We start from the raw sequence: 18,244 nt of genomic DNA on the forward strand, positions 1-18,244 counted from the left end.
CTATTATGCTCCTCTTTCGAGTTGTTTTAGAATACTGCGCAAACCAGCACTCTCCACTATGATTTTGGATAATTCACGAATGCTCGCAGCGAGTTCTCCCATTTCTCCACTCTTCTTATCCATATTTATCGTCTGATGAATGTAAGTACCGATATCTCTTCGATTCCATGCATCTCTATACGGTGAGCAATAGGGAATAGGTATGATTGGATCTTTATAACCAAAACGACGTTTAATATTGGCGGGAGTACAATTGGAGTCACGATCGTATAGGCCGAGTGAAATAATAATCTTCTTCTGTTCCCATTCCTGCTTCCACTTCGTGTTTGTGAAGAATTGTTCTACTTCTCTCATATTCTGATTCAAGTTAACAACCACAACATCGCTATCTTTCATGATCTCTCTCCCCCAACTTTCTCCACTTCCTGCATCCAGTAATATCAGATCATACGCCGCATTCGTAATTTTAAAAATAGAAGAGATCTGCTTCGTGCTTAGATCCATCTCTCCTGTAAAAGGAAGTCTATATTTTCCTGGAAGTAAATCCAGTTGGTTCTTGAGAAGAGGCACCGTACAATCTCTGAACTTTTCTTTTGTTAAACTTCCACTTGAATACAAACGAAACATGGCATCCCAACCGGTTGTTGATAACTGATCCAATACAAAGTCAGTGTTCGTTTCACGAATCGGCATCCCTAACTCACAGCTTTCTCCTGCATAATCCACATGCATAACAAGGGAACGTAAACGCTCAGATAATCCAATCATATAAGCTACTGATATCATGTTTGATGTTGTGCCACTACGCTGATATGGACTCCAAAAAGTAACAATACTCATGCTCTCTTCCTTTCTGCAAGGCATATGGCCTTTTTCGACTCTACATAGGTCCATCCGGTAAGGAGTTCAAGCAATAGCGCAAGTGATTTCTTATATTGCCTTGATAAAGGCTTTACACGAATTTTTTTGATATGTTCATTTTCAATTTGCAGCGCAATATCCATCTCATTCCAATAAATTGAGACAGGTGTTTCATGAAAATGTATAGGAATTTCATTGTAAAATCCCCATGCATACTGATCTATTGTCGTATCCATAATCTGCGTCCAAAGTCTGTAGAAGTTCGGTAACTCTTCAACTTGAAGACTCTCTTGAAGTTTATAAATCCATTCCTTGCCTCTCTCGAGATGCTCACGACGATACGTACTAACCCATAGTCTTGCTGCCGCTGATATCCATTCTTCTTTTGGTAAAAAATCCAATTGTTCAACATCCATAAGGATAAAATCATAATGGGTTATATCCTCACCCACACTAGATAAGTAGCCTACCATTTGCTTATAATTCGAAAACCCGCAAGCTACATCAAATCCTTCATATTCAGCGATCCACTCAGGTGAAAAAATAGTGTCGATGCTATACCTGTAGCGTTCATATTCGGTTCCATCTACTAGCAACACTTTAAAGCCCATGTTGGCTAGGATTTTACTAAGATATATTGTTACGTCTGTTTTGCTCGCCAAACCTGCAAATATCCATGTTTTCATTGGTTAGCCCTTCACCCTTCACTTAGGGATTTATCGTCCCTGGCTGTGATAAAATTTGATTTTGTTCCGCTAACGGACCATACACTTCTTTGGCATTTTCCGATCCTTCAGCAGCGGATTCTTTCCATATTTCTGTTCCGCTAGATCCTTCGGAACTTGTCCGGTTCATATCTTGATCTGAGTTCCACGATTCTCCTGGAGAGCTTTGCCCTCCACCTCGTGAAGTCAAAAGATCTTGTTCAATCGATTCTGAAACTACGTTTGTCTGGGAGGAAGCAAGTGCACTCTCTAGTGTTCCTCTCAAATGTTTTGCTAGAGCCTGTTCCGCGTGTTCCACTATATTTGGATTTACCTCGATTAACTGCAGTACTTTTTCGTTAGCTGGATATGTAGGTATGGCACTCTCTTGAAACTCTGGCTCTACATAACTTAGTGAATAGAGAGACGCTTTATGTAAGTAAGCATCTACCATTGCACTCGACAATGTCAGTATTTCCTCCTCCGTTAATGTAATCCACATTGTAGAACCGTTTAATTTCTCTACCTTTTTCTTTGATAAAACAATATAGTCTTGACCTGTGGGAAACTGAATACGAACATCGACCATTTCCCCCGCTGATAATACAGATGGCAGTTTAATTACTGAAATTTCACGATTTCTTAGGTCAGCTGGGGTAGGCTCGTCCTGATACAACATAGCTTCGGTAATGACTGTTCCTGTTTGCAGTTCTATTTTTGCTACTGTGCCTCTTATATCCTCCAGATCATCCATTAGATTCGCTGGTGACTGGTCTGCAGAGATCAGGATCGCTTTTACATCCGAATTCTGAATTAATGTACCTGGCTTCACATCCCTAGCAGCAACATAACCTTTCCTGCTATTTTTTTGTTCACCCTTTAACTGCTGTGTAAGCTCGCCTAGCTTTATTTCATACTGTGCTTCTTGCTTATTCTTCTTCACATTGTCAGCATAAAAATCGTAGAACATATAACTTCCGAGTAAAAGACTAGCAGCTCCTGCACCTGCAAGACCGGCATAGATCATTTTTTTGCTCTGTCGTCTAAGTTTTGACACAAGTGAACTCCTATCTACACTCTTTCCTTTGAGTGCTGTTTTCCTAATTTCTTTTTTTGAAAAAAAAGCTTTTTTTCTTCATCGCAGGAACGATATCCTTAAGTATGTCTGATAAAACTTCATCTACATCATCTTCTTGATCAAACGGGTCTATTTGTAGTGGCAAGCTGTATACATGCCTTGTTTTTAAGTTTTTTCTCAATCTTACTACGGTGTTTTTTCCGGCGAGAGGAACAACGTAATTCCACTTTGTTTTAACAGTTGATTCATAACTTCGTGAGAACAAATAGATATCTGACTGCTTCCACTCTGCTGCTCCTCCCACCACAATCGGCACATCACTTCGCTGTAGCTCTTCCACGGAATAGGGATGACGTTCACATCCCAGATCCAAAACAATATATTGATAATTGCTGTTCAAAAGTTGAAGAATCTCTTTCTTGCTTGTTCTGCGGAAATAGTGAACCCCTGTTATTTCAAACATACGCCGTTCTTCTGTTATCCCTTCTTCTCCATGAGCTATTGAATCTATTCTTGAAAAAGCAATCGCTCGCTGAGAAAATTCGATAATGGCTACCTTGCATTTCAATCTAGCCAGATAATGAGCAATGGCAATCGAAGTATGGGTAACACCCACGCCAGGTCCTGTGCCTATAACAGATACAACACTAGTCCCGTGTGGAAATACGGCTCCTTGCTCTTGGTTTTCAGGAAACGAGCGATGTGATAACTTGAACATTTCTTCTCTAAGTTCTTCTACAGATTGATACCTGCTCGATGGATCAGATCGAAGCAGTTTTCTAATGATCGGAATATAAGGACGAAGTGCCTCATGTCGAAGCAGTTGCTCTACCCCTGGTATCCATTCACTGTGTGCTCCTCGGGTTACTAAATATAAGAAAAGTGCCCCAAGACTATACAAATCGGATCGTACATCCGTCTGACCACTGCCATACTGTTCGGGTGAAGCAAATCCGATGGTTCCGAGTTTCACTGTATCCTGCTGATGATTCTCCTTGTAATTTCGAGCAATCCCAAAATCAATAAGTCGAAGTTCTTCAGCTCCTGTAATCATGATGTTTCCCGGCTTCAAATCACGATATATGATGGCCGGTGAACGATGGTGCAAGTAATCAAGAACTTCCATTAACTCTTGGATCATCAGGATGATCTTGTCAAAGGGCAGGATAAAATCATGTTTGCTAAGATGTTCAGTAAGGGTTATCCCGTGAATATAATCCATCACTAGATAGGTATATCCGTCAGCATCGGGTTCAAAAAAATCAACAATCTGCGGTAAACGAGGGTGCTGAAGTTCAATCAGCATCTCTGCTTCTGTGACTACATTTCCTTGATATCCTGGATGCGCCAGGCTTTCTTTAATAGCCCATTTCTTTCCGAGAAGCCTTAAATCTTCTGCCATATAAACATGACTCATCCCACCAGAACCGATACTCCTTACAATCTGGTATCTCCCTCCGAGGATAGAACCTCTTTCTAAACGCGAAGGAAACCGCATAATGACCTCCTTATGCACATAAAAAAAGAGAAAGCCCCCTATTGCTGAATTTGCAATTATTACTTGCAAATTCACACAACAGGGATGCTTTCCCTCGTTTTTCGTACTGGTTAATTTTGGATTCATTATATGACAGGAATGAACCAAATGTAAAGTACTTTTTCAAATCTTCTTTTCAACAATTAATATTTGATCATATACAGCGTAATCTCATCCCGATTATGAAAAAGCTGCTTAGCATGCTGAATCTGCATTCGAGAATCTTCAAACATACTAATTACTTCCTTAATCAGCGCCATCGGTTTTTTGTGCATTAATTTTACAGTTACCACAGCTGTACCGCCAGGTCTTAAGCTGTAAAGTAAGTCGGTAACTAATCTCGCCATTAGTTTGGGACTCCAGCTCATATCACATACGAGAAGATCGAATTCATTTTCCTTGAATTTTACATCTCCTGCATTTTTAGATACATATTTAAGTCTAGGATTCTTAAGAAGGACTGGATTCATTTTGGCAGGATCAACTGCTGTAACCTCAAGCCCTCTTTCTAGCAAGAAGGAAGTCCATCCCCCTGGTGCTGCACCGATATCCACTGCACGATGAAAAGATGAAAAAGGAATTCCTAAGGTTTTCTCAGCTTCAAGCAGTTTGAATTTAGCTCTTGAAATCTGCCCATCTTCCTTTTGAAAACGAACAGCTCCTCCATTCCAGTCAGAAAGATTATCTTCTGCACGGGATACACCTGCATATAAACGTTCCTCCGTAAGATATACGGATACAATTAGATCTGCATCCTGCACTACGTGCTGCGCAGGGAGAAGTTCAACGCCATGTAAGATATGCTGTTTAAATGCACCGGAAGTTCCTTCATAATTGCTTTGCTCTGTTTTTCTCACCTGCAGACTGAATGTGCCTTCTTGCAGTGCACTATGATTCAGTAAAAATCGGAATAACTGGTCATATGCATGATCTTGTTCGTCCATCCCCACTTCAAAGTGGATAGGGAACAAATGTCTTAGAAAAATGGGGGGAGTTTGATAGATTAGCTCTGTAACTTCTCCCTGGGATGTTGGCAAAGTAGCTAAAAACACTTCACCAGAGACAAGCATTGTACTTTTTACCGTTCCAAACATTCTCCGAAGTTCTTCTTGTGCATAAGGAGCAAATCCATGGTTTGCTGTACATATAAAACGGGTTGTGATTCCTTCTGCCGTCTGTTCTTGATTACTCAATTCTTATTAACCTCCACTGCATACTCGTATCCAAGGGCGTTCATGAAACCAATCCAGCTCCACAGAAATTCCGTACGTATCCATTATTGTTTCCTTTGTTAATACTTCTTTTTTAGGACCAGCCGCAGCCACTTTCCCATCTTTTATAAGCGCAATATGAGTAAATAAGGGCATAATCTCTTCAATATGATGCGTTACATACACAATAGCAATATCTTGTTTTCTTAGATTGTCTATAGCCAGTAACATATTCTCACGTTCGTACATATCTAGACCAGCGCAGGGCTCGTCCATAATCAGCAATTTGGGATGGGCCATAAGAGACCTGGCTAGGAGTACCTTTTTGCGTTCCCCTTGGGATAGAGTCCCAAAAGGTTGCTGTGCTAGATGAGAAAATCCGATATCCGCAAGTTTCGCATGCGCTTCTTCTTTTACTTCATCCGGGATGTGCTGATAGAAACGCAAAAAAGCGTAAGCTCCGGTAGCGACTACTTCCCACACGGGATCTTTTAACGCCAGCTTTTCTATTAATGTTTGACTAATGTAGCCAATTTCTTTGCGTACTTCACGCACATCACATTCGCCATAAGTATAACCCAGTACGTCCACTTTCCCTTTAGAAGGGAATAAATAGCCCATCATCATTTCAAGAATTGTCGTTTTTCCGCTTCCGTTTCTTCCTAAAATGACCCAATTTTCATCTTTGCCCATTTGAATGTTTACATCATCAAGAATAAGCTTGTCACCGCGCTGGAGTGATACATTTTGCATCCCAATCATGAAGAAACCACCCTCCTGATTTGATTCAACAAATGCTGTGCCGATTCTATTTTATAAATGTGAGTCGGCAGTTGTTTCTCTCCGCTAAACAGTAATAAGGCGGGTACACTCGTAATCTGATATTGCCGAACGACGTTCTGAATGTCTGCTATATTTGCTTCATACAAAATCCCCTCTGGCAAAAGATACTCTGCAACTTCAAGCATCCGTATACCCGCCTGACAAGTGCCGCATAAAGGAGTATACACATACAGAGCAAAGGCTTTTCCTTCCCATGCCATGCGTAAAATTTCATTCTGTTCAATTTGTTTCATTGTCTGGTTCTCGATGCTTGCGCTATTTGCTCAAGCAGCTCTTGCGGTATAGGGCCATTATGAACTTCGGTACGGTCCGGCTTATTCATGTATAGTAATTCATACATTGCTCTGCGTCCAGCATCACTTGAAGTATGCAAATAAATCGCATTCGGATACATCTGTTTATTCACGATAAACGAAGCAATATCAAGTCCCGTCGGATTCCCATAACCCAAATCAAAATCCAGCGACAAAATATTTACATCATATTCAACAAGAAGCAGCTTACACTCTTCTACATCTCTTGCCAGTGTAAAACCAGGTGGACATGTTCGATAATCATCCAAAAATAAGTTCATTCTTCCCCACCTTTCTATAACAGCTTTCAAGTTATCCAAGTTCGAATTAACTCCATGTCTTTCTGATGAGTTCCATCTTCACCTGTTTCAGTTTCCAGTACCCATATAGAGCCCTTCACGTCTTTTTGCTGTAACAGCCAGGCTAGTCCATTCTCCCCTATATATCCTTTACCCACTCGTTCATGGCGGTCTTTATTAGAACGATATCCATACTTTGAATCATTTACATGAATGGCACGAAGTGCATCAAAATAACCGAGACTTCGTCCTTTTTCAAGCAGTTCTGGATCTTCTGAACCGTTCCAAAGACCGCTCGCATAGGCATGACACGTATCAAAACAAAAACCAATCGAGTCAGCGTATCGGGACAAATTTCGTATTTGCACCATTTCTTCCATCGTCGTACCCATAGGACCATGATCCCCTGCTTGATTTTCGATTAATATCTTAGATTCGCCTTCCCAGCCTGTGAGAACGTCTTCTAAAAACTGAATAATGTGATGATACCCAACAAGCGGATCACTCATCTTCACATGACCAAAATGAACTACAACACCAGCTGAACCACAGGCTTCTGCAATCTGCAGATCATTTTGCAAGGAAGATACCATTCCTTGGTAATGAAGATCCCCTTTGCTTTGACCCAGAGCGGGATTCGTAGGATAGGGTGAATGTGCGATCGATCGAAGCCCATATTTTATACAGAAGGCTTTGCAACGCATTGCTTCTGTCCGATCAAAATTTTTCACACGAAGTCCTCGAGGATTTTTCGGAAAGTACTGAAAAGCATTGGCTCCCATATCAAATGCTCTTTGAGCTGCTTTCGAATAACCACCGCGAGTACTTACGTGACTACCTATATAGTTAGAGGTCAATGCTGACATACTGGGCAGAAAAAAGCTTTCTTCCCGGTAATCTCTACTTTATTAATAATCCCCTCGTTACATCTCGTACAGGTCTCTCCCTCGCGGTCGTAGACACGGCACTGCTCATCATACTTTCCTGTTAACTCGTCACCAACATACAGCGGCATTTCCATATAACCCCCGCCTGCAGTCGCTTCCCGCAGAACAGATTGGATCGCATGATAGAGTCTTGATGCGGCATCCTCGTTAAGAAGAACATCTTGTATTTTCGTGTCTGGTCTTAGACTGGCTGCAAAGGCGATTTCATCGGAATAACAGTTCCCGATTCCAGCAATGACACGCTGATTTACAAGTGTTGTTTTTACCGTGCCTCTTCTACCTTTTAACCGGTCCTTAAACTTTTCTATAGTAAAACGATAGTCAAGAGGTTCCGGACCAAGATCCGACATGAGCTCTTCCGTTTCTTTCGCACTTAATAAGTGAAGATAACCGAGCCTCAGTCCGATAAAATAAAGAACGATTTCACCAAATTCAATTTCAACTTGAGTTGTGCGTTTCGGACGCTCTTGCTCCGTTCCGACATAAAGCACACCTCCAAGCATGAGATGCAGTACAAGTCTTTTACCCGTACTCATATGAAAAATCAAATGTTTACCCCTGCGCTCAATATAAACAATTCGCTCATTTACAAGTTCTTTTTCAAATACTTCTGGGGTGACATTTATTGATTTTTCACGATTAACGGTAACGTTAGTAATGGTATGATCCAGTAATCGTTCAGATAATAACTTCCGGTAGTTCTCCATCTCCGGTAATTCCGGCATATGAACCTCTTCCTTCCCTTGATGCTATATAAGTAGTTTACCTTACTATCTTTGTTAGATGGTCGTTATCAATTCATGAAGATCTTTATGAATTTCATTTGGTTTAATGCCGGTCGCACGCATATGAGTCTCTAGATTTGCTTCCGTCGTTACTCCTGTTAGTACAAGAATAGAACGGCATCCAGCGGCTTCTCCAGCAGCAATATCAGTTCGCATATTATCTCCAATGACAGCTACCTCGCTAGCAGGAAGACCAAGACGATCAATGGCATGCTTCATAAGAATGCTGGAAGGTTTACCGATCACCACGGGTTTCACACCTGAGGCAGCTTCAATTGCTGCTCCCAAAGTTCCTGCGCCCGGTGTCAAACTGTCGTCTGCTGGTAGCTGAAGATCTGGGTTAGTTAAAATGAATTTTGCTCCTCCCATAATCCAGCGAAGTGCTTTTGTCAGCTTTTCATATGTAAATTCACGGTCAATACCCTGAATTACGTACTCTGGTGATTCTTCAGTAATATGAAGTCCTGCGGAGATTAGTGCTTTCTCCAGTCCATCCTCACCAATAAATGCAACTTTCGCACCAGGTGATTCAGAAGCCACATATTCAGCCGCTGCCACTGCAGATGTACACACTTCTTCTCCGGCCGCTTCTATTCCAAGAGATCTTAGGTGTTCCGCTACTCCTTCAGGTGTTCTCGATGAATTATTCGTTACATATAGGTAAGGTATGTTGGAACTTTTTAAATGCTGAATTAGCAAATCTGCTCCATCAATACGATGTTTTCCGTGATAGATTGTTCCGTCTAAGTCTAACAAGTAAGCTTTAGGTGAATTCATAGCTGTAGTACTCCTTTCAAAAGACAAGTTCATATTCTTATATAAATAAGCATTATGCCCATCGTACAATCTTTTTAAGAGGATTGCAAAGCAGAAATAACACACAATTTGCTCGTTTATTTTTTCAAGTGTTACTTGTTTCCAATGTTATAAAAATCAGATTTGGATTAACTCATGTTCCATAGCAAGTCTTGTGTCCGGAAAAACAGACTGCGCCTCCAATAGCAGGGGTTCAAGATGTTCTGCATCTTTGTATCTTGAGCTAAAATGAGTCAGAATCAGTCTGCCTGCACCCGCTTCTTTTGCCGCTTCAGCTGCTTGACGGGCCGTACTATGATAATATTCGTGCGCTGTAGAAGCAAGTTCATGCAAGAAGGTAGCTTCATGGACAATAACATCAGCGCCTGCCGATAAAGGTACCACATTTTGAGTAGGTCTCGTATCGCCTAGAATCGTAATGACTTTTCCCGGTTTCGGTGAGCCAAGTACGTCTGCTGGATGAACAATAACACCATCTTCAAGTTCTATGCTTTCGCCGCGTTTTAATCTTCCAAAAAGTGGACCCGGTTTGAGCCCATGCACTGCAAGTTTTGAAGGATCAATGCTTCCAGGGCGATCCTTTTCCATGATTCGATAGCCGTAACTATCAATCCGATGCTCGAGCAGCGCTGACTCTACTACAAACATATCATCTTCAAAAATAATGCCGCCCTGATGTTCCACAATGTTCAGCTCATAATTCACGCGGGACTGGCTTAACTCCAGGGAAGTCTCCACGTATTTACGAATTCCTGGAGGGCCATATAGCGTAAGCGGTGTGACGCCGCCTTGATAAGCTCTGCTTGACAACAAGCCAGGCAAACCAAATATATGATCTCCATGTAAATGAGTTATAAAGATTTTTTCCAGCTTACTAAGTTTAAGCGGTGATTTCAAAAATTGGTGCTGCGTGCCTTCTCCGCAGTCAAACAGCCACATCGATCGGCGCTCCTCCATCAGCCGCAGGGCGATTGAAGTTACGTTGCGCTGTAGCGACGGTACTCCTGCATTTGTTCCTAAAAAATACAATTCCATAATGTTACACCTCATCTTACTGTATGAATGATAAAAATCCCCCGATTTAGGATCGGAGGATTCCTTACTTTGTTCTACATTTTCACGCTTTTTCCACGTTAAAATATTGCGCCTCCGGATGGCTGAACACCATCGCTGAAACCGAAGCTTCCGGTTCCATCATAAATCCTTCGGTCAGTTCTACCCCGATATCTTCCGGATGCATTAGTTCAAAAAGTGGACCTTGATCTTCAAGATCAGGACAAGCCGGATAACCAAATGATACCCTGATTCCTTGGTACCTCGCCCCTAAACGCTGTTTCATCGTCATTTCAGGAGGATCTGAGAATCCCCAAGTATCGCGCATCATATGATGAATACGTTCTGCAAGTCCTTCTGCCACTTCTAATGCAATCGACTGCAGAGCATGAAATCTCAAGTAATCACCTTTCTCTTTCCATACCTGAGCGAGTTCCGAAATTCCATGTCCTGCTGTTACCACGAGAAAACCGACATAATCCATTGTACCGGATTCTACAGGTTTCAGAAAGTCTGCGAGACACAAATGTGGTTCGACCTTTTGACGAGGAAACTCAAACGTGTGTAATACTTTGGTATGATCTTCTGGATCGTATATGAATATTTCGTTTCCTTTAGACTGAGCTGGGAAAAATCGATACATTGCATTCGCTTTAATAATTCCATCTCTTACAGCAAGGTCCATAATTTCATCAACCGTTTCCTTAAGCTGAACTGCCTTGGGATCGCCAGCTGCAAGCAATTGTTCTACATTACCTTTAAGCCCTAAATGATGACCCAGCAGCATCTGCATGTTCACATAAGGAAGAATATGACCAATTGGGTAATTACGAAGTGTGTGTCTTACAAGATCTGGCGGCTGATATACAGGAGCATCTACTGAAATCTTGGAACGTTCCACCCGTGTAAGCTTGGGAAGAGAAATTACTTTTTCAGCTGCATTTGCCTCCGCTTCTTGTTCCCGTTCCATCTCCATAACCATCACTTCTCTAGTCATCGGATCCATTAATTTGTTAGCAATATCAAGTCCATCCATTGCATCTTTAGCATAAAGGACCATCCCATTATACTCGGGTCTAATTCTTGTTCTTGTGAATTTCCGTGTAAGCGCAGCGCCGCCAACCATAATAGGTACGTCAATACCCGCATTACGTAAATCTTGCGCCGTCATTACCATTTGTTGAGCAGATTTTACGAGCAATCCAGACAAACCAATTGCGTCCACTTTCTCTTCACGGAAAGACTCGATAATTCGTTCTGGTGGTACTTTTATACCCAAATTCACAATCTGGTAACCGTTATTGGCTAGAATGATCTCTACTAGATTTTTGCCAATGTCATGTACATCACCTTTTACAGTGGCGAGCATGATTTTTCCTTTAACAGAAGTTTCGTTCTTCTGCATAAATTGTTCTAGGTAGGATACAGAGGCTTTCATCACTTCTGCACTCTGGAGCACTTCAGCAACGATCAGCTCATTGTTATTAAACAGTCTCCCAACTTCCTCCATCCCTTTCATTAAAGGACCATTAATAATCTGAAGCGGGCTGTATTTCGCTCTCGCGAGTTCCAAATCCGGAATAAGACCTTCTTTACTTCCTTCAACTACATAGCTCGCAAGACGCTCTTCTAGGGAAAGATTCGAGATTTTTTCTTTTTTCTCTACTTTTTTATTACGAAAGGCTGCTACAAAAGCAGCTAACGTCTCGTCACTGGTCCGGTAGATCAAATCTTCCGCCAGTTTTTTATCTTCTGGTGAAATCGAAGCATAACGTTCTACTTTCTCTGTGTTTACAATCGCATAATCGAGACCCGCCTTGGTACATTCGTATAAAAATACAGAGTTCAGGACTTCTCTACCTGCTTCCGGCAAACCGAAAGAAACATTACTAACTCCCAAAATCGTATGTGTTTCAGGCAATGCTTCCTTGATCAGACGAATTCCTTCAATCGTCTCTCCTGCAGAACCGATATATTGTTCATCTCCTGTACCAACAGGAAAAACAAGGGTATCAAAAATAATGTCTTCCGGACGGAGATGATATTTATTAACTAAAAGATCGTACGATCGCTTCGCTACTTCAAGCTTATCTTCACGGGTAATGGCCTGCCCCCGCTCATCTATTGTACCTACAACGACCGCTCCGCCATATTTACGAAGAATAGGCGTTACTTTTTCAAACTTTTCTTCACCATCTTCTAAATTAATGGAGTTGATAATAGCTTTACCCTGAGAATACTGTAAAGAAAGATCAATCACATCAGCATCGGTTGTATCAATCATTAATGGAACTTTCACTTTTTTCACAACCAACTCTAAAAACTTCCGCATATCCTCTGTCTCATCACGGTCAGGGTCTTGTAAACAGATATCAACGACCTGGGCTCCATTTTTAACTTGGGCACGAGCGACTTCAGAAGCTTCTTCATACTTACCTTCGACAATCAATCGTTTGAATTTTCGCGACCCCAGCACATTCGTCCGCTCCCCTACCATATAAGGACGATTGTCTTGTTCAATATAAACAGGATCGATCCCGGAGATTGCCGGAGGGTGTGTACCCGTTAGCGGACGAGGTTCAATCAGATCGAGCTTGTCCTTTAATACACGGATATGTTCTGGAGTTGTTCCGCAGCATCCTCCGGCAATATTAAGCCATCCCTGCTCCGCAAAGGCAGCGATTTTTACAGCTAAAGACTCAGGGGATTCATGGTAGTGACCATTCTCGTCTGGCAGACCGGCATTTGGATAACAACTAACTGCAACACTTGACATGGCAGAAAGTGTACGAATGTGATCTCTCATGAATTCGGGTCCTGTCGCACAGTTAAGCCCAATCGATATCGGACTCAAATGTTCTAACGAGACATAAAAAGATTCTATATTTTGACCTGCCAATGTCGTACCCATAGGTTCAATGGTACCGGATATCATAATAGGCAGTGTTATATTACGAGCTTCAAAAGCATTCCGAATTCCAATACTTCCCGCTTTTACATTCAAGGTATCCTGGCATGTTTCAAGGAGAAGCGCATCAACGCCTCCATCAATCAAAGCTAGAGTCTGTTCTTCATAACTCTCAATTAGTTCATCAAATGTAACTCCACCTGTTACAGATAATGTCTTAGTTGTAGGACCCATGGCTCCGACGACATAACGCGGGGACTCTGGAGTACTATATTTATCTACAGCTGCTCTTGCAAGCTTTGCAGCTGCCAGATTGATCTCTCTCGCCTTATCTTGTATATCATATTCAGCCAAAACAACAGAAGTTGCACCAAAAGTGTTTGTTTCAATAAGGTCCGCACCCGCTTCAAGGTAACGTTCGTGTATCGTCTGGATGATTTCAGGTCTTGTGAGCACTAACATTTCATTGCATCCATCCAGTTCCTCCCCGCCAAAATCTTCAGCAGTCAGGTCTTCCTGTTGAATCATGGTACCCATAGCACCATCTAAGATTAATATTCGCTTCTGTAATGCTTCTTGCAGACTGATTTTATCCACCCTCATACCTCCCGCAAAACGTTACGTCTAAGTTTAGCAGAAAAGGAAGTTTTATGAAAGAATATTTAAATCGCGAAGAACCGCGTCATAACAATGATTTCAGGATATTAATGAAGATAACTGACAAAAAGTCAATCGACAAAAAGGAGAATATTCGCTATAATAGCAATTAAACCAAGTGGAAAAGAGGGAAAGTAAATGGCAGAAATCTTAATTCGAAACACGAACGAAAGAATCACAGGTGAAGATAATGTTCGTTCCTTCCTCAATCAATATGAAGTACTTTTTGAAAAATGGGATGCATCAAAACTTCCAGTTGAACTTCAAAATAACTTTGTATTAAATGATGAAGAAAAACAACAAATCCTGGATGTTTACGATACCGAAATTAAAGATTTGGCTGCCCGCCGAGGTTATCAAATCTGGGATATCATCACTCTGTCAGAAGCTACTCCTGATCTGGAAGAAAAGCTTGCTAAGTTTGAAGAAATTCATACACATGCAGAAGATGAGATTCGTGCGATCGTTTCTGGTAAAGGGATCTTTATCATTAAAGGTGACGAACAAACAGGCTACTTCAACGTAGAGCTTGAGCCAGGTGATGTCATTTCTGTTCCTGAAAACACGCCTCACTTCTTTACACTTATGGATAACAAACAAATCATCGCTGTTCGATTGTTTATTGAACAGAATGGCTGGGTTGCAGATCCGTACCCAGATCCTAGCTTTATCAAGGCCTAATTCATATGATAAGTAAATATACCACCCTGTGAGATCATTCATAGGGTGGTTTTTTTGTGGCTATTTTTTAGTAACTTCTACTTGTTTCGATGGCATAGAATGCATCCCTCTCGCTGTTACATGAGAAGTAACTTTATATATTCCTTCAACAGGAAACTGATACACTGCGGTATACTTCCCCTCCCCATCGTATGTTGTATCCACTTCTAATCCTATACTGCCTTCTAAAGAAATTTCAAATGTCACATCGTCTGCATCATCTATGTATTCATCTTGCTGAGTAACAATGGCTTCCAATTGTACAAGGTCAGAGACTGCAACTGCTTCCCCTTCAGGAACAACGAGTTCTACCTTTATTGGTTCAAGTAATTTCATTTCCGTGAATTCGCTTCCTTCCTTTTGGCATCCGCTCAATAATATGAGGGAGATCATCGCATAACATAGTAATACAAATAATCGTCTCATCTTTATAAATCCTCTCTTCTATTCGTATGAAGATAAAAGAAAACCGCTTCTGTTTTATTCAAACAGCCAAGCGGTTCATGGAAGTGAAATCTAAAGTTGTTCTATTATGATAACAGTTCGTAAATTTCTGTAAGATGTTTAATTTCAACATCAGGTTGAAAGGATTGATCGTTTGTTTTCTCATTACGGTTAATCCACACTGCTTTAATGCCTGCAGAAAGCGCACCCTTAATATCAGTAGTCAGCTTATCTCCTACCATTAACGCTTCCTCTGCGGACACATCAAGCTGGGATAAGGCATGATGGAATATCGCAGCATCCGGCTTTCCTTTACCAAACTTCCCAGAAATAATGATGTGATCGAAATAAGGAACCAAATCAGGCACACCATCGAGCTTCTCTTGCTGCAAAGAAGGACATCCGTTAGTGAGAAGCAGCAACTTCACTTTACCTTTCAACTCTGTGAGAACTTCGAGAGTCTCATCATACATATAAGGACGAGATCTTCTCTCTTTACCAAATTTATCAGCTAACTCTGCACCAAGTTCGCTATCATTCACACCAAGTGCCGCAAGTCCATTCGTCCATGCATCTTTACGATATCCGGGTACTAATTGTTCGAGCTTTCTGAATTCAGGCTGTTCTCCAGCATTAAAATTCGCCCATAGTCCCTCAAAGGGATTGATGCCAATCATTTTCGTGAATGGAAAAGTTTCATAAGATTCATACAGCTTTCTAGCTTCGTTTCTTACCGATACTTCAAGTTCATGAGGATCCACACCGCATTTTTTTGAGGCATAGAGACATGTTTCGTAGAAAGCCTCTTCCACACTCTTTTCATCCCATAGCAGGGTATCATCCAAGTCGAACATCACTGCTTTAATTGACATCTTGTTCTCTCCCCTTGAGTATATCGATTTATTTAGCTTCTTTTAGAGCTTTCTTATCCTCTACCGGAATCTGATGTGCCTGTGCAAAGGTAATTAATCTTTCGCCCATTGCGTCGGTATCATATAAATTAAGCAAACGACTAAAAGCCCAGTTACTGCCTTTATCGTTGTGTTCAATAATAATAGACCCTTTATCTACCACAATACGTTTGATGTCTTCTGCACCAAGTGAACGTTCTCTGCTTAGCTTAATAGTCTTGATCCGTTTCTTACCTACTTTAAGATAAGGACGACGGAAGAAATACATCAGTGCTAGTCCCATATAAAGTACAAATACAACCCAATCAAATCCAGCCACGCCGCCTTTTGTAAGGCCGCTAAGCGTTAAGAACATAAAGGCTAGTACAACGAGTACGAAAGGAAATATAAATGCTCTTCCTTTAAAAATATCTTCATTTTCCATTCCGGAGCCAAGGACGGGTTGTCCCTTTTTTTTGCGATTCTTATTTACTTTGTGTTGATTCCTTTTGACTGCTCTTTCAAATGAACTTGCCATGTAAATCCCCCTTTAAAATCTGTGCAATCCAGTTATTATATCATGGTAGTTATATACTAACTCTCCACTCATAACTATGATTAAACCTATCTTTTTTTCATGGGAATAAAAGTGGTTTTAGCATAATGGAATCCTCTTCCTTCATCTAATTTACTCCCTTAAAAAAGCACAATCTCCTTAACTTTGCCATGTAAATAAAGGGTTGTCAAGGTATATACCTGTATGGCAAGACCTCCTTATGTAAACAACAAAAAAAGGACACAATTGTGAATTGCGCCCTTGCCGATCATGCATTAAAAAACGATATAGACAGCATCAATGAACTGTAAAATTAAAGTAAGACTTCATTAAACTTTTTTAATACAAAAATTCTAAAATACAAAAAGCATCTTTTCTTACTCTACATGAGGTAAGTTTAATACTTGTCCTGTTTGAATATCACTCGTTTCCATCACATTCAGCCGCTTAATTTGTTCAACATACTCCCTGGTATCCATGCGATGTGGTTTATGATCCAAAGCAATCGACCATAAAGAATCTCCTGTAGATACAACAAACTCTTGGTAGGAAACAATTTTACTTGCATTAGTAAGAACCGTCATAAACCCAGTTAGACATAAAAAAGCAACACTAAGAATGATGACCAGGCGAACCAAAAAGCGTCTATTATTATAAATAAATTGATGAAGTAACTTACCAAGTAAAGTATGATTCTTAGTTCCTTCTGCATTGCTATAGATACTATTGTATGTACTGTATTTTAGCATATATATCGTCCTCCAAACATTTGTTCTCATTTCTATATTGATCACTATAACACGAACATGTGTTTTGGACAATAACTTTTTAGAACAATTGTTCGTTCTATTTTAGAACTAACGTTTGTACGAACGGAGGTTCTATGCTATAATTTTCCCAAACGTTATTAAGTGGAGTTGATACGGTATGTCGAAGGTGTCCAGCAGGCAATTAGCAATCTTGGAGTTTATACGAAATGAAGTTCGATTAAAAGGATATCCACCGTCCGTAAGAGAGATTGGTGAAGCTGTCGGACTCGCGTCCAGCTCCACTGTTCACGGACACTTGGATCGTTTGGAGAAAAAAGGTTTAATTCGAAGAGACCCTACAAAACCTCGTGCAATTGAGCTTTTGAGTCATGATGAGTTAGATGAGACAAGCCAATTTGCTCAGACGGTTGTTAGAGTTCCTGTAGTCGGTAAAGTAACCGCAGGTATTCCTATTACTGCAACAGAAAATATTGAAGACTATTTCCCTTTACCTATGCAATATGTGGGAGAAGAGAAAGTGTTTATGTTGAATGTAGTAGGAGATAGTATGATCGAAGCTGGTATTGTCAATGGGGATTATGTCATTGTTCGTCAGCAACAAACGGCTAACAATGGTGAAATCGTCGTAGCTATGACGGAAGATGATGAAGCTACAGTGAAAACTTTCTATAAAGAAAAAGATCATGTACGTCTTCAGCCTGAGAATCCTACATATGAACCTCTCCGGCTTACCAAAGTAACTATACTAGGTAAAGTTATTGGCCTATTCCGTGATTTTCATTAATTTTTTAAAAAATAAAAATAATTTAATTTGCACTTATATTTTTAAAGCAGAGATCTTATAACTCAGATCTCTGCTTTTCACGTTTTAC

General features: G+C 40.7%; 19 protein-coding genes. 2 read left to right on the top strand and 17 right to left on the bottom strand.

Annotation, left to right across the window (positions count from 1 at the left end; translation table 11 throughout):
• Nucleotides 1-3: 3 nt before the first annotated feature.
• The 13 genes from ACWPWY_RS10820 to metH all read right to left on the bottom strand — a co-directional run bounded on the left by ACWPWY_RS10820 (nucleotide 4) and on the right by metH (nucleotide 13,932).
• Nucleotides 4-840 carry a hypothetical protein gene (locus ACWPWY_RS10820; RefSeq protein WP_454191708.1) on the bottom strand — a complete coding sequence of 279 codons (837 nt, stop codon included), beginning with the start codon at nucleotides 838-840 and terminating at the stop codon, nucleotides 4-6.
• Nucleotides 837-1,547 carry a ParA family protein gene (locus ACWPWY_RS10825; RefSeq protein WP_454191709.1) on the bottom strand — a complete coding sequence of 237 codons (711 nt, stop codon included), beginning with the start codon at nucleotides 1,545-1,547 and terminating at the stop codon, nucleotides 837-839. The genes ACWPWY_RS10820 and ACWPWY_RS10825 overlap by 4 nt, the downstream gene beginning before the upstream one ends.
• A 22-nt stretch (nucleotides 1,548-1,569) precedes the next feature.
• On the bottom strand, nucleotides 1,570-2,622 hold the full coding sequence (locus ACWPWY_RS10830) for an SAF domain-containing protein (RefSeq protein ID WP_454191710.1): 1,053 nt from the start codon (nucleotides 2,620-2,622) through the stop codon (nucleotides 1,570-1,572).
• Nucleotides 2,623-2,665: 43 nt separating this feature from the next.
• Nucleotides 2,666-4,141: a protein kinase domain-containing protein gene (locus tag ACWPWY_RS10835; protein ID WP_454191711.1), complete on the bottom strand. Its 1,476-nt coding sequence runs from the start codon at nucleotides 4,139-4,141 to the stop codon at nucleotides 2,666-2,668.
• Between the two features lie 182 nt (nucleotides 4,142-4,323).
• A complete protein-coding gene (locus ACWPWY_RS10840) occupies nucleotides 4,324-5,373 on the bottom strand; it encodes an SAM-dependent methyltransferase (RefSeq protein ID WP_454191712.1) in 1,050 nt (349 codons plus the stop codon).
• A gap of 6 nt (nucleotides 5,374-5,379) precedes the next feature.
• Nucleotides 5,380-6,153: an ABC transporter ATP-binding protein gene (locus ACWPWY_RS10845; protein WP_454191713.1), complete on the bottom strand. Its 774-nt coding sequence runs from the start codon at nucleotides 6,151-6,153 to the stop codon at nucleotides 5,380-5,382.
• Entirely contained in the window at nucleotides 6,150-6,467 is a 318-nt protein-coding gene (locus ACWPWY_RS10850) for a thioredoxin family protein (RefSeq protein ID WP_454191714.1), read from the bottom strand. Before ACWPWY_RS10850 ends, ACWPWY_RS10845 begins: the two co-directional genes overlap by 4 nt.
• The gene (locus ACWPWY_RS10855) at nucleotides 6,464-6,808 is read right to left on the bottom strand and encodes a cyclic-phosphate processing receiver domain-containing protein (RefSeq protein ID WP_454191715.1); all 345 of its coding nucleotides are present in this window, start codon (nucleotides 6,806-6,808) and stop codon (nucleotides 6,464-6,466) included. The genes ACWPWY_RS10850 and ACWPWY_RS10855 overlap by 4 nt, the downstream gene beginning before the upstream one ends.
• Nucleotides 6,809-6,834: 26 nt before the next feature.
• Nucleotides 6,835-7,692 (bottom strand): deoxyribonuclease IV, encoded by an 858-nt coding sequence (locus ACWPWY_RS10860; protein ID WP_454191716.1) that lies wholly within the window; start codon nucleotides 7,690-7,692, stop codon nucleotides 6,835-6,837.
• Nucleotides 7,680-8,498, bottom strand: coding sequence for an Fpg/Nei family DNA glycosylase (locus tag ACWPWY_RS10865; RefSeq protein WP_454191717.1), 819 nt, complete (start codon nucleotides 8,496-8,498; stop codon nucleotides 7,680-7,682). Before ACWPWY_RS10865 ends, ACWPWY_RS10860 begins: the two co-directional genes overlap by 13 nt.
• A gap of 54 nt (nucleotides 8,499-8,552) precedes the next feature.
• A complete protein-coding gene (locus ACWPWY_RS10870) occupies nucleotides 8,553-9,335 on the bottom strand; it encodes a TIGR01457 family HAD-type hydrolase (protein ID WP_454191718.1) in 783 nt (260 codons plus the stop codon).
• A gap of 156 nt (nucleotides 9,336-9,491) precedes the next feature.
• Complete coding sequence (gene rnz, locus ACWPWY_RS10875; RefSeq protein ID WP_454191719.1) at nucleotides 9,492-10,409, bottom strand: ribonuclease Z; 918 nt, start codon at nucleotides 10,407-10,409, stop codon at nucleotides 9,492-9,494.
• 82 nt (nucleotides 10,410-10,491) lie between these two features.
• Entirely contained in the window at nucleotides 10,492-13,932 is a 3,441-nt protein-coding gene (gene metH, locus ACWPWY_RS10880) for a methionine synthase (protein WP_454191720.1), read from the bottom strand.
• 198 nt (nucleotides 13,933-14,130) lie between these two features.
• Between metH and ACWPWY_RS10885 the strand changes: the two genes are divergently transcribed.
• The gene (locus ACWPWY_RS10885) at nucleotides 14,131-14,673 is read left to right on the top strand and encodes a cupin domain-containing protein (RefSeq protein WP_191799355.1); all 543 of its coding nucleotides are present in this window, start codon (nucleotides 14,131-14,133) and stop codon (nucleotides 14,671-14,673) included.
• A 60-nt stretch (nucleotides 14,674-14,733) separates the two neighbouring features.
• On the opposite strand, the gene ACWPWY_RS10890 is transcribed toward ACWPWY_RS10885, so the two are convergent.
• The 4 genes from ACWPWY_RS10890 to yneA form a co-directional block, all read right to left on the bottom strand.
• Nucleotides 14,734-15,138 (bottom strand): FixH family protein, encoded by a 405-nt coding sequence (locus ACWPWY_RS10890; RefSeq protein ID WP_454191721.1) that lies wholly within the window; start codon nucleotides 15,136-15,138, stop codon nucleotides 14,734-14,736.
• 104 nt (nucleotides 15,139-15,242) lie between these two features.
• On the bottom strand, nucleotides 15,243-16,028 hold the full coding sequence (locus ACWPWY_RS10895; protein WP_454191722.1) for an HAD family hydrolase: 786 nt from the start codon (nucleotides 16,026-16,028) through the stop codon (nucleotides 15,243-15,245).
• 28 nt (nucleotides 16,029-16,056) lie between these two features.
• Nucleotides 16,057-16,584, bottom strand: coding sequence for a methyltransferase (locus ACWPWY_RS10900; protein ID WP_454191723.1), 528 nt, complete (start codon nucleotides 16,582-16,584; stop codon nucleotides 16,057-16,059).
• Between the two features lie 395 nt (nucleotides 16,585-16,979).
• The gene (gene yneA, locus ACWPWY_RS10905; RefSeq protein ID WP_454191724.1) at nucleotides 16,980-17,351 is read right to left on the bottom strand and encodes a cell division suppressor protein YneA; all 372 of its coding nucleotides are present in this window, start codon (nucleotides 17,349-17,351) and stop codon (nucleotides 16,980-16,982) included.
• 178 nt (nucleotides 17,352-17,529) lie between these two features.
• Here yneA and lexA point away from each other — a divergent pair, with 178 nt between their 5' ends.
• Nucleotides 17,530-18,156 carry a transcriptional repressor LexA gene (gene lexA, locus ACWPWY_RS10910; RefSeq protein ID WP_160031939.1) on the top strand — a complete coding sequence of 209 codons (627 nt, stop codon included), beginning with the start codon at nucleotides 17,530-17,532 and terminating at the stop codon, nucleotides 18,154-18,156.
• The last annotated feature ends 88 nt before the right edge of the window (nucleotides 18,157-18,244 follow it).

This window comes from Paenibacillus sp. Marseille-Q7038 (assembly GCF_965111595.1).

What these genes read in the sequence shown, in the direction of transcription:
- lexA (WP_160031939.1), top strand. Translation starts at nt 17,530, where the DNA reads ATGTCGAAGGTGTCCAGCAGGCAATTAGCAATCTTGGAGTTTATACGA.
- ACWPWY_RS10845 (WP_454191713.1), bottom strand. Translation starts at nt 6,153, where the DNA reads ATGATTGGGATGCAAAATGTATCACTCCAGCGCGGTGACAAGCTTATT.
- ACWPWY_RS10900 (WP_454191723.1), bottom strand. Translation starts at nt 16,584, where the DNA reads ATGGCAAGTTCATTTGAAAGAGCAGTCAAAAGGAATCAACACAAAGTA.
- yneA (WP_454191724.1), bottom strand. Translation starts at nt 17,351, where the DNA reads ATGCTAAAATACAGTACATACAATAGTATCTATAGCAATGCAGAAGGA.
- ACWPWY_RS10835 (WP_454191711.1), bottom strand. Translation starts at nt 4,141, where the DNA reads ATGCGGTTTCCTTCGCGTTTAGAAAGAGGTTCTATCCTCGGAGGGAGA.
- ACWPWY_RS10860 (WP_454191716.1), bottom strand. Translation starts at nt 7,692, where the DNA reads ATGTCAGCATTGACCTCTAACTATATAGGTAGTCACGTAAGTACTCGC.
- ACWPWY_RS10820 (WP_454191708.1), bottom strand. Translation starts at nt 840, where the DNA reads ATGAGTATTGTTACTTTTTGGAGTCCATATCAGCGTAGTGGCACAACA.
- ACWPWY_RS10895 (WP_454191722.1), bottom strand. Translation starts at nt 16,028, where the DNA reads ATGTCAATTAAAGCAGTGATGTTCGACTTGGATGATACCCTGCTATGG.
- ACWPWY_RS10890 (WP_454191721.1), bottom strand. Translation starts at nt 15,138, where the DNA reads ATGAGACGATTATTTGTATTACTATGTTATGCGATGATCTCCCTCATA.
- ACWPWY_RS10865 (WP_454191717.1), bottom strand. Translation starts at nt 8,498, where the DNA reads ATGCCGGAATTACCGGAGATGGAGAACTACCGGAAGTTATTATCTGAA.
- ACWPWY_RS10855 (WP_454191715.1), bottom strand. Translation starts at nt 6,808, where the DNA reads ATGAACTTATTTTTGGATGATTATCGAACATGTCCACCTGGTTTTACA.
- ACWPWY_RS10850 (WP_454191714.1), bottom strand. Translation starts at nt 6,467, where the DNA reads ATGAAACAAATTGAACAGAATGAAATTTTACGCATGGCATGGGAAGGA.
- ACWPWY_RS10885 (WP_191799355.1), top strand. Translation starts at nt 14,131, where the DNA reads ATGGCAGAAATCTTAATTCGAAACACGAACGAAAGAATCACAGGTGAA.
- rnz (WP_454191719.1), bottom strand. Translation starts at nt 10,409, where the DNA reads ATGGAATTGTATTTTTTAGGAACAAATGCAGGAGTACCGTCGCTACAG.
- ACWPWY_RS10825 (WP_454191709.1), bottom strand. Translation starts at nt 1,547, where the DNA reads ATGAAAACATGGATATTTGCAGGTTTGGCGAGCAAAACAGACGTAACA.
- ACWPWY_RS10870 (WP_454191718.1), bottom strand. Translation starts at nt 9,335, where the DNA reads ATGAATTCACCTAAAGCTTACTTGTTAGACTTAGACGGAACAATCTAT.